This window comes from Microcoleus sp. N9_A2, from assembly GCF_036701775.1.
Lineage (GTDB): Bacteria > Cyanobacteriota > Cyanobacteriia > Cyanobacteriales > Microcoleaceae > Microcoleus.
This window is the reverse complement of sequence record NZ_JAUBRH010000060.1, coordinates 1-14,581: the sequence shown is the minus strand read 5'-3', so window position 1 is coordinate 14,581 and position 14,581 is coordinate 1. Positions and strand designations below refer to the sequence as shown.

Here is a 14,581-nt window from a genome sequence, read left to right as displayed (position 1 = left end):
ATATTTTTTATGACATTTTCTGACAAAGATGGCACAATCTGACGTTTTCTGACAGATCGCTCGTCTCAATTGCTGATAAAATTTGACATTTTATGACTCCGATAAATTCATAATTAGAAGATAATTATAAAAAACAAATAACTTCCTGTGGATTAAACTAGCGGGTAGCAGAATGCTATGAACATTAATTTTAGACGCTATCGGGAACAGAAAGGTATCAGTCAAGAATCAGTTGCCAGCGGGATCGGCATTTCTGTAGATCAGGTTAAAAATTATGAGCATTTCCCTGCAAAAGTTCCGATGGGAATGGCAGTAAAATGGCTGCAAATATTAGGTGTTGACATTGCAACTGCCATGTCAGACGAAATACCTCCACTCCCTGGAATTGAACCAGGCAGTCCCTACGCTGAACTTTATCGCCGGCTAAATTTACTTAATCAGTATATCGATGAAAATTCTTTTTTACCTTGGCTAGAATTGCCAACGGAACTACGTAAACCTAACGCTCTGCAAGAACAAATTAACCAGTATTACCAAAAACCAAATGTTGTCTTGACAGGAGCCTTTGACTCTGGTAAATCCTATCTTGCTAATACTCTTTTAGGTCAAAAAGTATTGCCAACAGGCTATCAGCCTGCAACAAGAGTCATTACCATTGTTTGTCATGTGGAAAGTCGCCCCGAATGGTTTGATGGAAATGTGGGAATTATTGATGAGAAATTTTGGCAAGATGAAAAGGGTCAGCTAAATTTTGACTTCCTATATTTAGAGGATCGGGAGCGTTGTCAGAAGCATTTTTTGCAATTCGGCTCCTTTGACCTGCTAGAAAAATATGGCGTACACCAATATGATGACTCTGACGACAGCAATGACGGCGGACATACAGCTATAGTTTATGTAGATGCTCCTTTGTTAAGAGCGTGTAACCTGATTGACCTTCCCGGTTACTCTGATAAACAAGATGAAGTATCAAAGGATGTTGAGAAAGCTAATAGTGCCACCAAAATTGCTAATGTCTTGCTTTATGCTTCTCCTGCCAAGGGTCACATCAATGGTCAAGATATGGTGCGACTTCGGAATTTGCTGCGTTTGTTGCCGACCCCAGAGAATGAGTGCAACGACTTTCCGACGCTAGGCAATTTCTTTATCGTGGCGACACACGCAGATCCGAGTATCCCTGACGATGAGCTTCCCAAAATTCTCAATAAAGCTTCAGCCCGACTGTATAAAGAACTTGATGAAACTGCTATAGAGTTTCGTCGGAAGCTAACAAAGCGGGATATTACCAAGGAAGATGTGCAAAAGCGTTTCTTCACTTTCTGGTCAGAAAAGCCCGATCGCTGTCAGCGTCTCTTTGATGATTTAACTCAACTCCTCTGCGAGACTCTTCCTAAACCAGTCATCTCTCGTATCGACCGCGAAATTAATGCGGTCAAAAAAGACAAAAAACAAGAATACGCTAACTCGATTGAGCAATATCAAACAACTGTTACCAAAATAGAAGACTATCGAAAGGAGCTTGACAAAGCGGAGAAAAATGAACCTGAACGTCAGCGAGAAATGCGGCAAAAACGCAGTCAAGTGAGCAAACAAATTAAGGAATTAGAGAAAGATACCCGCCAATCATTTCAGGCCTATGCGGCAAAAAAGATCGATGTAGAGTTTATAGAACAAATGATTCGCCAGAGATACGACAAAAAGAAAGAGGCTCAAGAATACGCTCCCGGTTATTTAGTCGATCTGCTGCAAAGTCATTTAGAAAGTCGGATTAGTGTCAATTCTGAAAAACTCAAGGCTGAGATTGACGCTTTTCTGGAAAAATACCCAGTGCCTAAACTTCCCAACAAAGATGGAATAGTAGTATCTATTCCCTTCGATACAAAAGGAGCTTTTCTTGGTGGAATAGCAGGTTTAGGTACTTATGGTGCCTTAGCCGCTTGGGCAGCCAGTCTTGGCAATCTTGGCAGCTATATCTTAGTAGCGAAATTAGTCAGTCTTTTGTCAGCACTTGGTATTAGTATCGGTGGTGGCACGGCAACAGTAATTTCTTTCGTAGCTGCGATTGGTGGCCCAATAGTTCTAGGGATCGGTTTAGCTGCTGGAGTGGCTTCTTTTGTGTGGAGTTTATCGGAAGCTTGGCAGAAGCGGTTAGCAAAAGAAATTCACCAACAATTCAAAAAACAGGGTGTTGTTGATAAATTCTTAGGAGGAATCGACCAGTATTGGCAAGAGACAGCCACAGCCTTTGAGAAAGGTGCCGATGCAGTTGAAGCAAAATGCAAACAGTATCTCAAGCATCTGCACGAAATTACTTCAACTGATACCCACTCAAAAGAACGAATTGAAGAGATTATCATAAATCTGGAGAAACTCAGGGTTTTTTTCGCCAACATTCCTTGGGATACCCAGGGAGAATGTTTGTAAAAAAAACCAGCGGTTCTCGTGGGAAACAACCCAAACCCAATAAAACGACGTATTGAACGGGTAGTTTTAACTAGGCAAGTGCCATTTTAAAAATCCTATCCTCCAAAGCGATCGCCCTTCCTGAACCGAGGCGCGATCGCCCTCATTTTATTGACTCAAACTATTTCCGAGGCTAAAAGCCTACCATCAACTCGCTCATATTCATCTTCCACTAGCCACGAGTGAGCCTCATCGTAACTGGAACTTAAAAACAGCGGTTTATAATTCGCCGATGGCTCGTAAATACAACACTTACTATTTTTGCCACCCACTAACATCAGAATTCGAGGCGGGAAAACAATCGGATCTACCCACAACTCGATAAATTCCCAATCATTGATTTGTTCGACGAGGTTTGGTGCGGGGGATAACATGGTAATTATTAGTTCCTTTGATAATTTTAATTTCTGCGTAATACAGCGGAATGCGACTGCCGTCGGCTCTAATTTGATAACCTATAGGATAATCAAAGTATCGCCCGTAGCGATCGTAGTCATCGGTTTCCTCCTCAATCCCTGTAAGCTCTCCTCTATCTATAATAGCTTGTATCACTAAATCTCTTGTGGCTCTGTCATTAAACACATGAGCTTTTCCTTCTTTTCTCAGCAGTCTTTGTACCTGTGGCGTTTCGGGAAGATGTTTGTCAAATAAACTGGTTCTTGGGTCTGGTGTTAGTTCGCGGTTAATGCCACTCATTAACTAATCATATAGGATACTTGCAATTCAGTTTACCATCACCTTACATCAAGAGCGATCGCCCTGACTTGAATTGAGGAGCGATCGCCCTTCCTTAACAGAGGTGCGATCGCTCTCATGTTAGCGTTGCTTAATCAGGGTATGAAAAAAATAAGTTGAAAATCCCCAAGCTGTGTCAATACTGGTTTCTATGACTGGCATATTTAGCCTTTCATACCGTAAATCAGCAACGCCTCTTATTCCTACTGACTACTGACTACTGACTAATGACTTCTTTTACTGTACTTGAGAGCCGTGGGCGCGGGGGTCGGAGCTACTTGTTTTCACAGGCCCTGTGGGGGGAGTAAAATTAGAAACTTGACCGCCTGCTTGGACGTGTGGCAGAGGTTTTCCTGCAATTAAAGCTTCTAAGTTAGCTTCCATAATACTGCGCGGCATTTCGCCCATCGTTTCAGCAACGGCGCTACCTTTATCGTTCAAATAGACAAAGTGCGGAATGCCATCTACTCGATATTTTGTGATTTCTGGCAGCCATTTGTCATTGTCTACATTCAGCATCACAAAATTCATCGGTTCGGCGTATTTCTGTTTGATTTCGCTCAGATCGTTGGCCATTGCCTGACAGCTACCGCACCAATTAGCATAAAATTCCATGAGTGTCGGTTTGCCGTTTACCAAAGCTGTTTCTAAGGGCGTTGAAGCTTTTGCCATTTCGGTGAGACTGCTTGACGGCGTTTGGGTTCGCACTCCGAAAAAGATGGATACCGAAAGGGCGATCGCGGTCAACACGATCAATAAGTTTCTGAGGCGCGTGGCGACTTTTGTTTCGGGATTCTTGGCGGCGGGGGCGACAGTTGACTTGGGGGAATTCTGGGTCATAAAATAAATTGCGTTTTGATTTCTATGTTTTTATTTTAAATAATAGATTTAAATTATTATAGCACATTTTGAGATAATCCGACTCATCTCATAAAAATTTGTGGTAAAGGCAGCAATTAGACCAAGTGCGCTAAAACAGAAGATAACAAAGATTGTTTGTAAATTACCGAGGACTTGCAGGGTGAAAAAACGGGTAACACTGACGTTTCCCCAACGATCGATCCAAATGCCTGTCACCTATCGACTGGCAAAGGATTTTAATGTTGCCGCCAACATTATCCGTGCTCAGGTGGCTCCCAATCAAGTGGGCAAGCTGGTGCTAGAGTTATCAGGGGACATCGACCAACTAGAAGCGGCGATCGACTGGATGCGATCGCAAAACATCGGCGTTTCCTTAGCCAGTCGGGAAATACTCATAGACGAAGATATCTGCGTTCACTGCGGTTTGTGTACGGGGGTTTGCCCGACAGAAGCCTTGACCCTTGACCCAGAAAGCTTTAAACTAAGTTTTGCTCGATCGCGGTGTATCGTTTGCGAGCAATGCATCCCTACCTGTCCGGTGCAAGCTATTTCTACTAACCTATAGGCCCTGTACAAAGTCCTCGGGCTCATCATCTTTTTTTTGCCTGGTTCTCCTAATTGTGCCATTGGATGAAAAAAAACTCTTGGGTTTCCCTAACTCTACTTTTTGTTACTTATTTCACTTTTGGCTGGAAATTATCTGAGTTTGATGTTCCCCCGCACCTGACTTGGTTTCTAGCCATAGCTTCAATTTTAGTGTTGGCTGCCGCCTTGTCTTTCCCGCTGAGAGACATAAAAGCATTAATCCTGGAGTGGTTTTCGAGTGATATGGGTGCTTTTATTTCTATAATTTTAGGAGCTTTTGTGGCAGTGGTAGTTATTGCCTGGATGCACCTTTTTGCTACTTGTTTACTCTTGATTTCAGCCGGAGCTTTGGCAAGGCTCGATATTCAAATATCTGGTTGGAAAAATTGGCGGGCTTTTGCGGTATTAGCTACCATTTCTTTAACAGGTGTGGGGTTGGGCGGAGCGATCGAGTTTTGGTCAAAAACAGGCAGGCTCGTATTTTCTTAATGAGGAACGGGAAATTCATCCAACCAAATTCTATAACTCGCAACGGATATTTAGCCGAAAACTATCAGATCGTCCATCAATAAATACAGCTTATTTTTTTTCAATCCCCCACCCTCGGATTAATTCCCAGTTCCGCGCCCTAATCATAGCAGTTTTCAAGCCTGGTGAGGTACAGCTTGTCAATGGCCGATTCCCCGTTGCGCTTTACTAATTCCCAATGACTAATTACCAATTACCAATTACCGACGAACCAGGAGTGGAACTGAAAACCGCTATGGCAGTATTGAAATGTAGCGACTGTTGCTCCAAATGTTATTGCCAAGAACCCGCAAGTCCCGCAGCCAAAAACTTATCGCAATAAAAAAGCAGCTTTAGGAAGCTGCTCGTCAGAATGCATGAGGTATTGTTTTTAGAATAGGACAGGTGGAATTCGATCGGTGCTAGGTTACATTTTTTGATACAGGAGAGTTGATGAGTGAATGGACGATCGTAAAATCGTCACACAGGAGGATAGCATTGATGCTAAATTTCCCGACAATCAAGTTAGCGTTTAACTGTCCTTGCGCCCTACAGCCCTTCAGCGGTGGGGCCATTTTATTTTTAGGGAGCACTCAATAGCCGACTTTAACGCATCAGACGAGTCTGCCATTAGTTCTTGTATAAAATCTCCGCATCGCCACATCCTCATAAGACTTCTTACAAAAGTCACTTTTCTATTTTGAAATTATCTGCGTTCATCCGTGTTTATCTGCCTTTTATCTGCGGTCGAGCCATCAATCAAAGATTTATGCAAGAGGTCTATACTTATAAAAGTTACGCATCACATCCACTCAAACCCGGTGGATTTAAAAATATTGGGTCGTTAAACGGGCACACTCAGACAAAAATCAGTATTTTTACCGAAGTCATACCATTTTAGATTTTAGATTTTAGATTTTAGATTTTGGGAATGACTGATGAATCTGGTTGTTTGGAGCTTGTGTAGGGTTGCATTATTTTTGGGAACTAATACCAAAAGTCCTGAGCAACCTGTTATTTTGTAAGCAACCCAGTTTTTGAATGTATCAATTGAGATCAGGCCCGGTTTCAGATTTGATAACTTTTTTGATCTCTTCGATCGCCCGACGCGCCACTTCTTCAGGTCTGTCGCCTCTACCAATGGAAACTCGGACATCTGCTTGAGTGTAGAAACGCTCTCGCTCGTTCAAAAGGCTTTGCAGCTTAGATTTGAGCTCGCCCTCCTGCAGTAGGGGTCGAGCGGTGTCCGATCGCAGTCGATCGTACAATTGATCTACAGGCACATCCAGCCAAACTACTACACCGTAGTGCAAGTAACCCCAATTCATCGATCGCGCCACAATACCGCCGCCCGTAGCCACCACCGAATTTTGATAAGCAGACAATTCGCCGAGCACTTTCGTTTCTAGTTCCCGAAAAGCCTCTTCCCCTTCGCGATCGAAAATCTCAGCAATTGACTGATTAGCAACTCGAACAATTAGTTCATCAGTATCAAAAAAACGGTATTTTAATTTTCTTGCCAAAATCCGCCCCACCGTTGTTTTTCCCGCACCCATCATCCCCACGAGATAGATATTAACTCCCCTCAACAAATCCACCGCCAAATCCTCCATATTTTTCTATTTTTTTAGGTTAATCGGCCCGCCGCTGGGGCGATCCTCCTCAAATACATCATCCTCATCCAATCCCCAATCATCCTCTGCTTCTGCACTAGGATTTTTGGGTGCTTCCCCGCCTCCCGCTGGAGGTATGGGCTCTTGCGGGGGAACCAGCACCCGATACTCCGCATCGTAGACAGACTCAGTTTGCCCCACCCCCGACTGGTTCGGATCTCGATAGCCGTAAGAGTATACCGAGCCAGCCCAAGACTTGCTTTTCGGTTCTTGTTTAGTTTCGTAATTCCTCGGATTTGCCCCTGCAACGTCATTTACCTGCGGTCGAGCGGCAAAATCGCGATCGTCCCCCCAATCATCATCGCCCCCTTGAGAACCCGATTTTGAGCCATCTGAGACCCAATCGTCCTCATCGTCTGCCGCTGCATAAGTCCCCGGTTGAGCGTAATCCTTCGCCCCATCCGGGTTCGGAGTTTCTTGCTGGAAAGTCCGGGCACTGTAACCAGCCGACGTGCCGTACTCAGTTCGGTAGGAACCAGCAGCCTGAGTTTGGCTATTTTCCGAATTCAGATATGGGTCAATTTCCTGTTTTCTCGGAGGGGGAGGTGGCGTGTAAGGTGTTCTCCCGTCTTCGGGGAAAGTATCGGGACGGCTGCGACTGTCGCGGCCGGTGCGGGCGCGCGTTGCAGATACGTAATTTGAAAAAGCCAGCAAACCAGAAATCAATAAAGATGTGAGAGCTCCCACCGCCATGCTGAGCAGAATCCAGATAGATAAGGGCACAGCAGGCGATCGAACTCCCAAAAATACCAGCGATAATGCCGGCTCCACATTTTGCAGGGCAAAAATAGTCAGCCCTACCACAATTACTAGCAAAAATACAGCACGCATATTAAAAATATTGGGAATTTGTTTGTTGTCAGTTGTCAGTTGTCAGTTGTTTGTTGTCAGTTATTGGTTATTGGTTATTGGTTATTTGTTGTTTGTTATTGGTTGTTTGTTATTGGTTATTGGTTGTTACTGTCAACTGTCAACTGTCAACTGTCAACTGCCAACTGTCAACCGTCAACTGTCAACTGTCAACTGTCAACTGACCTTCTTCCTTCCAGCGTTTTAGAGGAACGCAATCAATCCCCAACTGGTCTAAAGCGCGAGCCACCACAAAGTCTACCAAATCTTCAATAGTTTGCGGATTGTGATACCAGGCAGGAATCGCTGGTACAATTCTAGCTCCAGCTTCGGCCAAGGTAGTCAAATTCCGCAGGTGAATCAAGCTAAAAGGCGTTTCTCTAGGTACAAGTACCAATTTTCGCCCTTCCTTTAGCTGAACGTCGGCCGCTCTTTCGAGCAAATCCGAGCTCAAGCCAGCCGCCAACTTGCCTAGTGTACTCATGCTACAGGGAATAATCATCATCCCTTGGGTGCGAAAGGAGCCACTAGCAATATTAGCACCGACATCTTGCCAGGGATGACATCGAAGTTTACCCATTGTGGCTACTCCTGCTTGTTCCCGCCAGAATTCTTCTTGCAGAGTCGGTTCTGCCGGCATTCGGATGTTCTGTTCGCTTTGCCAAACCATGTAGGTAGATTTTGATGCTACCAGTTCCACAGCGCGATCGGCTTCCAACAAATATTTCAATGTTCGCACCGCATAAATCAGTCCCGATGCTCCAGTAACTCCTAAGATTAGGGGGTAGTTATTCGTCATTAGTTATTTGTTATTTGTTAGTTGTTAGTTGTCGGTTGACTGTTGACTGTTGTTAGTTGTTATATCAAATTTGTTAGCATCCGAATTCTTCCTATATCTCTTTTCGACCTCTGCGTGAATCAGCGTCTATCCATTGTTATCTGCGGTTAATACATTCTCTTTTTTTCACCGCAGATATAGGCAAATTAACACAGATTCACGCAGATAAGTTATATAAATTCTGGTTGCACCGTCCGTAATTGTTGACTGTTGGCTGGATTTAACGCCCGACGATGCTATCGGATTTGATATTAGTCATTAATTATTTATTGATGATTGCTGAGTATAGTTTGTCCCCCACTTCTAAATACTTAGTTGCCAAAAAATGACAACTAAGTATTTAGAAAAGTCAACAGTCAACAGTCAACAGTCAACAGTCAACAGTCAACAGATTATTCATCATCATCAAAAGCTTGACTGCCGCCACCAACTGCAACTAAATCAATTTGCTGGCGGTAGTAGTCAACACTCTTGACTTGAACTTCTACCCGATCGCCCAAACGGTACTGATTGCGGTTTTTCCGGCCCACCAGAGTTTGCTGGCGCGATCGATATTCGTACCAGTCATCCTTCAGCGAAGAAACGTGCACCAATCCCTCAACACGCAAGATGTCGCTCTCCGGCGGCCGCACCTCAATTTCCACAAAGAAACCGTAAGACTGCACGCCTGTAATCAAACCCTGGAAAGTTTGGCCGGTGCGTTCTTTCATCAATCCAGTTTTCTTCAATCCCTGCAAATCGCTTTCGGCATCCTCAGCAACTCTTTCGCGTTCGGTTAGGTGTACTACTACCGATGCAAACTCTGTCTCAAATTCGTGGTGCAAATCTGGGGGGAGAACATTCCAAGTAATTTGACCGTGACAGGAGGAATGGTGCAAGTCAACTTTTTCCTTAGCCCGTGTTGTGCGGCTGCTGCGGCCTTGCTCGAACACCGCTTGCAACACCCGCAGCACCAGCAAATCGGCATAGCGGGAAAGCGGCGAAGTGCAGCGCGTGTAACCCTCTGACAGCGACAAACCGAAGTGCGGCTTGGGAGTTGTGCTGTAAACAGCGGGCTTCATGGTGTCTTCCAGCAGGTAGGTGAGAACTCTTTCGGACTTCAGGCCGGCAAACTGCTGGGTAAATCGCTGAAAGTCCAAGGGCAAAACTTCTTCTTCGGTTTCGAGATACAGTTCGCCTCCGAGGTTGTTGGAGAGTTTGATGAACTCTTGAATGTCTGCCGGGTCTGGCATCGGCTGGACGCGGTAAATTGCTGGGACTCCCAAGGCTTGCAGGTGGGCGGCGACAGCTTGGTTGGCGAGTACCACCAACTCGGACACAGCCGACTGAGCGGGGGGAGCTGTTGCAAAAGCTCCTAATTCGCCTTCGTCGTCGAAGTGAGAGTTAGCATCAGGCAAATTTAGTTCAAAAGCTCCCCGTTTGAGCCTTGTCTGTCTGGCTGCCTGTGAGGCGGCACCGAGTTGATCGAGGAAAGGACGGAGGGCAGAGGATAAAGGGTGCTCTTCGGCATCGCCTGGTTCGAGAATTGCTTGAGCTTGCTCGTAGGTAAGGTGGTAGTCAATTTGAATGACGCTGGTTTGAATTTCGTATTCTAGGAGTTCTCCTGATTGGTCGAGGGTGAGCAGTATGCTGAAGGCCAGCCGTTCGCTGTCTGGCAGCAGGGAGCAGCGCTCGTTGAGGGTTTCTGGCAGTACGGCGATGATTTTTTCTCCCAGATGGGCGGCGGTGCCTCGCTTGCGGGCTTCGCGGTCGATCGGGGTTTCTGGCTGCACGTACTCGGCGGCGTCGCTGATGTGGATTCCTATTTGCCAGCGGCCGGGCTTCAGGGTTTCGATCGACAAAGCGCGTTCCACTGGCGGATCGGAGAGGAAGGATGTCGGATCAAACTCGTTTTCGCCTCCTCCTTCGGAGAGATGTTCCTCCTCAACTTGAGGGGCATCGTTTTCGCTGTTGGTTGTTCCCGGTTCGTTTTTGCTGAAGCTAACAGTCAGAATGTTACGCAAATCTAGGCGTTTTTTGATGTCGGTTTTTTTGACTTTGCTGGGCAAATTTTCGGCTGCTTTGATGACGGCGGCGGGGAACGATCGCGGCAAGTCGTGTTTGCAGCATACGATGTCGAGGTCGTCAGCGGCTTCGGCGTCGGAACCGAGTACCTGTACTACTTTGCCGACTGGGCGATGGGTGCCGAGGGGGTAGCGTTTGACTTCGACGTGTACTAGGTGGTCGATCGCCTCTTGGAGATTTGTGCCGTTTGCGAGCAAGTCTAGTTCAAACAACAGGCGATCGTCGAGGGGGATTGCTCTGTAGCTGACGCGGCCGGTGGGGGTGGCGGTTTGCTTGACTCGCGCGAGTACCGAGGGGTTGGCGCGTTCGAGGATGAGCATGACTTCGCCTTCGGGCGATCGGCGGCGGCTACCTTCTTTGATGATTTTGACTAAGACTCGATCGCCATTCCAAGCTGTCGAGAGGTGACTTTCCCGCACGTAAACGTCTTCTGAGCCTTCAGCGTCTTGAATTGCAAAGCAAAATCCTTTGCTCGAACAGCGCAGTTTTGCTTCTACTACGTCGTCTTCAGCTACTCGGCGATAGCGGCCTTTGTCTTTGACTAATATGCCAATTTTCTCTAGAGCTTCTAATGCGATTTGAAGTTTGAGTTGACTGGTGGCGTCGTTGCAATCGAGTTTTTTCTCCAATGCTTTGGGAGCCACTAATTTGTCTTCTGTAAAATTTGCCAGCAGTGCAGCGATAGAAAATTCCATGTAGCGATCCGATCCTCTTGTTTCCAGCAATTAGTCTAAATTTTGGCGAAATCAGCCGCACCCCCTCGGGCCCTCGCTGTGCCTGCTTCCCAACAAATGCGCGGGTTAATAAGACGCGAGTACAGCCGCCTTTTTCGATCGCGAGGATTTTTTGATATTCTCTCCCGACACAAGCTTCGTGCTAATTGTCTGCTGTCTGTCTTGAACTGACTGCTGACGGTGCATAAAACTCTCCCCCACGCTATTCCCCAATACAATTTTTTAGCGTTGGTTTGTTTGCTTTTAGGTCAGCAGCGCCGAACACTTCGCAAATTAGAAAGCCCCTGTCGGTTCTTAAAAGATGGCTCGATACTGAAAGCAACGGCTTGAGTCGAGGATAAGCCGATGGAGGGATGGAGAGGGAGAAAGTTTGCATTTCTTCCTTCTGCCTTGTTCCTTCTGCCTTGTTCCTTCTTCCTTTTGAAGTGCCTCTTGCCTATTGCTTTAGCAAAGAATTTACCGGCTCAAGGCAAAATTGCTAGTAGCTCGCTGCTGCGATGCCCCTGTTTTCTGCACACAATCTGCCCTTGCGGACGGAGGTGCAACGACGAGCGGGTCGGGAGCAATCTGTGCTGTAGAAAGTGCAAGTTACACAAAACCGGAGACTTTTACTACTTTTGCTTAGTTGCTGTGTCATCTCCTATAGGTAGAAATGACGCCCGGTGCTTGTTAGCTTAAACCGCCGGATGTGGGATGGGGTTTAGTGGCGTGAAAGGTTGCGCGGATGACTCACCTTTAATTTATTGTATGTTGAATATGTGCTTTCAGAAAATTGTTTTCTCAGGGCTGTACTACACTTAAGTCATAAGCCCCTTCTGGTTTCGGGGTCAAAAAATTATGTTTGCTGAATTTCGCGCCCTTTATCCCGCTGGACAGTTAATCTGTGAGTTGCTGACTGTTCATCACGGTAAGTTTGTTGTTCGCTGTCTGGTTCAGGTTGACGGCAAAACTCTTGCTACGGCTATGTCTGCTGCTGAGTCTGTTGAGGATGCTGAAGACCGCGCCCGGTTGCGAGCGATCGCTGTTCTTGGATCTGCTGCGCCCGATCGTGCGATCGCGAGTGTTGATCCGGCTCCGGTTGCTCCGGTTGCTCCGGTTGCTTCGGTTGCTGCTGTTCCCCCTCCTCCTGCCGTTTCCCCGGTTGCTGCTGTTCCCCCTCCCCCTCCTCCTGCTGTTCCGGTTCCTGTTGGGCCGACAAGTGTTCCTCTTCCGGTTCTAGAAATGCCTGTTGCTGACAAATTGCCGGAAACAGATCAAAGCAATTTTGTCAAGACTGAAGCGAAATTAAATGAAGAGCCGATCGCACCTGTACCGGAACCGTTGCCGCCAACGGTCGATCCGGCCGAGGCGACTGGGTTCGTACCAAAGCAGTTAGACTCGGACGCTTGGCTTTCTTCTAGCTACGGCGAACCACTTCAGGAACTGGATGTGCCGACTACTAGCCAAAGTGAACTGCCGCAGGGTGCTGCAGAAATGAGGGAATTGCAACCGATCGCGGTGGGAATTCCGAGCGATTCGATCGAGGATAATTCTGATACGATCGCTCAAATAGACGCAATCCTCAAACGCCTGCAATGGAAGAAAAAACAGGAAAGCGACTGTCTCGAACACAATTACGGCAAGTCGTCCCAGAGAGAGCTTTCTAGCGAACAGTTGGTGGACTTCTTAGAATATCTGGAAATCTACAGCAGAACTACTGAGGAAATCAAGCGGTTGAACTGGACTGCCAATCAAGGAAAAGATTATCTCAAACAAGGTTACGGCAAAGAAGCGCGCCATTTCTTAAATCAAGTAGAATTGCTCGACTTCCTGCAATATCTCGAATCTTTGCCTTAGTAATTCTGTAGGTTTCTAGGTGTGAGGTTTTTTTGGAAAAAGCTACATATAGCAGTTTTCAATTGTATGAAATACAGTAAGGACTTAACTCTGACGCCGTATCATGCGCCCCAGCATCTGTAATTCACTCTGAAAACTGCTATATGACTGTTAAAAGTTAAAAATCAAAAATGAAGAATATTTCCTCATTTTTGATTTTTAATTTTTTATTTAGGCGACAGCGGCGATCGGGCGGCTGGCGGAAGGACGGCGATCGATCACTTGATCGACTAATCCGTAGTCCTTGGCTTCTTCAGCGGACATGAAGAAATCCCGTTCGGTATCTTCTTCAATGCGGGAAAGCGGCTGACCGGTATGGTTGGCAAGATGTTCGTTCAGGCGGCGTTTGTGGTACAAAATCTCTTTGGCCTGAATTTCAATATCGGTTGCTTGTCCTTGAGCTCCGCCGAGAGGTTGGTGGATCATAATCCGGGAGTGAGGCAAACTCATCCGCTTGCCTTTAGCGCCAGCACTCAACAGAAAAGCGCCCATGCTGGCGGCCAAACCGAGACAAATAGTGCAAATGTCGGGGCGGATGTGGTTCATGGTGTCAAAAATGCCCATACCTGCTGATACCGAACCTCCAGGGGAGTTGATATAGAGGTAAATGTCTTTTTCGGGGTCTTCTGCGTCTAAAAATAGCAATTGGGCAACGATCAGGTTGGCTAAGTCAGAGTCAACCTGTTGGCCCAAGAAGACGATGCGATCGCGCAGGAGTCGCGAGTAAATGTCAAAGGCGCGTTCGCCGCGACCGGATTGTTCTATAACTGTTGGGATCATTGACCGGGCCTGCCTATTACGTATCTTTTTTTAATTTTAGCGATTAGGGCTCATTTATAGTTAGCGATCGGTGGCGTGCGATCGAGAAATCGGCAAAATCTTTGAGCTGGGCGGGGTTGAGGCCCGATCGAGTCCGTAGTCGAAACTTGAACGGGTGGGATTTCCTCACTCTCAGGGAAAAGTGTAGCTGTGTATTGCAAAGAAAAAGTTGTTACATCGAGACAATCTTCCTCACTCCAGGTATAACTTGGGAATGAGAATTAAATAACTTACAATTTGATATTTCTTGTGGGATGGGCGTCCCGCCCATCCAGAAAGGACGGGCGGGACGCCCATCCCACAAACTTGTGTAAATTATTTAATTTGCGATCCTTGGCTCGAATATCCTCTTAGTTTCCATCGCTAAATCCCCACTGGAATTCCATCCCCTGAATCTTTTCTACCAAATCTGAAACTTTAACCGGTGAATCCAGAAGTGTTGAATGATAGGAAAAGATTGCTAAAATTGGCCCAACAATGTATAATTGCAGAGTTATAAATTATTAATAATCAACTGAAATGCTATTTTCTAACTTCCCCAAAATTGTCAAACGGTATCTCGCCCATTTACGATGATG

At 46.2% G+C, this 14,581-nt stretch carries 12 protein-coding genes; 4 read left to right on the top strand and 8 right to left on the bottom strand.

The features are described from left to right. The first annotated feature begins 177 nt into the window (after nt 1-177). Nucleotides 178-2,424 (top strand): dynamin family protein, encoded by a 2,247-nt coding sequence (locus tag QUA44_RS24990; RefSeq protein WP_333255311.1) that lies wholly within the window; start codon nt 178-180, stop codon nt 2,422-2,424. 155 nt (nt 2,425-2,579) lie between these two features. On the opposite strand, the gene QUA44_RS24985 is transcribed toward QUA44_RS24990, so the two are convergent. The 3 genes from QUA44_RS24985 to QUA44_RS24975 form a co-directional block, all read right to left on the bottom strand. Then, a complete protein-coding gene (locus QUA44_RS24985) occupies nt 2,580-2,837 on the bottom strand; it encodes a hypothetical protein (protein ID WP_333153086.1) in 258 nt (85 codons plus the stop codon). Next, nucleotides 2,797-3,159 (bottom strand): DUF6972 family protein, encoded by a 363-nt coding sequence (locus QUA44_RS24980; RefSeq protein WP_333255313.1) that lies wholly within the window; start codon nt 3,157-3,159, stop codon nt 2,797-2,799. The genes QUA44_RS24985 and QUA44_RS24980 overlap by 41 nt, the downstream gene beginning before the upstream one ends. Before the next feature lie 276 nt (nt 3,160-3,435). Next, nucleotides 3,436-4,038, bottom strand: a complete 603-nt coding sequence (locus tag QUA44_RS24975; RefSeq protein ID WP_333255315.1) for a thioredoxin family protein — start codon at nt 4,036-4,038, stop codon at nt 3,436-3,438. Nucleotides 4,039-4,219: 181 nt separating this feature from the next. Here QUA44_RS24975 and QUA44_RS24970 point away from each other — a divergent pair, with 181 nt between their 5' ends. Both QUA44_RS24970 and QUA44_RS24965 read left to right on the top strand, forming a co-directional pair. After that, nucleotides 4,220-4,624 carry an NIL domain-containing protein gene (locus QUA44_RS24970; RefSeq protein WP_006635751.1) on the top strand — a complete coding sequence of 135 codons (405 nt, stop codon included), beginning with the start codon at nt 4,220-4,222 and terminating at the stop codon, nt 4,622-4,624. Nucleotides 4,625-4,689: 65 nt separating this feature from the next. Beyond that, nucleotides 4,690-5,133: a hypothetical protein gene (locus tag QUA44_RS24965; RefSeq protein ID WP_333255317.1), complete on the top strand. Its 444-nt coding sequence runs from the start codon at nt 4,690-4,692 to the stop codon at nt 5,131-5,133. Between the two features lie 1,064 nt (nt 5,134-6,197). Here the strand turns inward: QUA44_RS24965 and QUA44_RS24960 are convergent. The 4 genes from QUA44_RS24960 to QUA44_RS24945 form a co-directional block, all read right to left on the bottom strand. Further along, complete coding sequence (locus QUA44_RS24960; protein ID WP_333255319.1) at nt 6,198-6,764, bottom strand: shikimate kinase; 567 nt, start codon at nt 6,762-6,764, stop codon at nt 6,198-6,200. Nucleotides 6,765-6,770: 6 nt separating this feature from the next. Then, nucleotides 6,771-7,655, bottom strand: coding sequence for a LapA family protein (locus tag QUA44_RS24955; protein ID WP_333255321.1), 885 nt, complete (start codon nt 7,653-7,655; stop codon nt 6,771-6,773). Nucleotides 7,656-7,836: 181 nt separating this feature from the next. After that, complete coding sequence (locus tag QUA44_RS24950) at nt 7,837-8,472, bottom strand: flavin prenyltransferase UbiX (protein ID WP_333255323.1); 636 nt, start codon at nt 8,470-8,472, stop codon at nt 7,837-7,839. Nucleotides 8,473-8,903: 431 nt separating this feature from the next. Further along, a complete protein-coding gene (locus QUA44_RS24945; protein ID WP_333255324.1) occupies nt 8,904-11,270 on the bottom strand; it encodes a ribonuclease R family protein in 2,367 nt (788 codons plus the stop codon). Nucleotides 11,271-12,146: 876 nt separating this feature from the next. Here QUA44_RS24945 and QUA44_RS24940 point away from each other — a divergent pair. After that, nucleotides 12,147-13,145 (top strand): hypothetical protein, encoded by a 999-nt coding sequence (locus QUA44_RS24940; protein WP_333255326.1) that lies wholly within the window; start codon nt 12,147-12,149, stop codon nt 13,143-13,145. Between the two features lie 210 nt (nt 13,146-13,355). Here the strand turns inward: QUA44_RS24940 and clpP are convergent, their stop codons facing one another. After that, nucleotides 13,356-13,988 carry an ATP-dependent Clp endopeptidase proteolytic subunit ClpP gene (gene clpP, locus QUA44_RS24935; protein ID WP_333255332.1) on the bottom strand — a complete coding sequence of 211 codons (633 nt, stop codon included), beginning with the start codon at nt 13,986-13,988 and terminating at the stop codon, nt 13,356-13,358. Nucleotides 13,989-14,581 lie beyond the last annotated feature (593 nt).

Coding starts and splice junctions, on each gene's coding strand:
- QUA44_RS24990 (WP_333255311.1), top strand. CDS start 178: ATGAACATTAATTTTAGACGCTATCGGGAACAGAAAGGTATCAGTCAA.
- QUA44_RS24955 (WP_333255321.1), bottom strand. CDS start 7,655: ATGCGTGCTGTATTTTTGCTAGTAATTGTGGTAGGGCTGACTATTTTT.
- QUA44_RS24975 (WP_333255315.1), bottom strand. CDS start 4,038: ATGACCCAGAATTCCCCCAAGTCAACTGTCGCCCCCGCCGCCAAGAAT.
- QUA44_RS24965 (WP_333255317.1), top strand. CDS start 4,690: ATGAAAAAAAACTCTTGGGTTTCCCTAACTCTACTTTTTGTTACTTAT.
- QUA44_RS24980 (WP_333255313.1), bottom strand. CDS start 3,159: ATGAGTGGCATTAACCGCGAACTAACACCAGACCCAAGAACCAGTTTA.
- QUA44_RS24960 (WP_333255319.1), bottom strand. CDS start 6,764: ATGGAGGATTTGGCGGTGGATTTGTTGAGGGGAGTTAATATCTATCTC.
- QUA44_RS24950 (WP_333255323.1), bottom strand. CDS start 8,472: ATGACGAATAACTACCCCCTAATCTTAGGAGTTACTGGAGCATCGGGA.
- QUA44_RS24985 (WP_333153086.1), bottom strand. CDS start 2,837: ATGTTATCCCCCGCACCAAACCTCGTCGAACAAATCAATGATTGGGAA.
- QUA44_RS24945 (WP_333255324.1), bottom strand. CDS start 11,270: ATGGAATTTTCTATCGCTGCACTGCTGGCAAATTTTACAGAAGACAAA.
- QUA44_RS24940 (WP_333255326.1), top strand. CDS start 12,147: ATGTTTGCTGAATTTCGCGCCCTTTATCCCGCTGGACAGTTAATCTGT.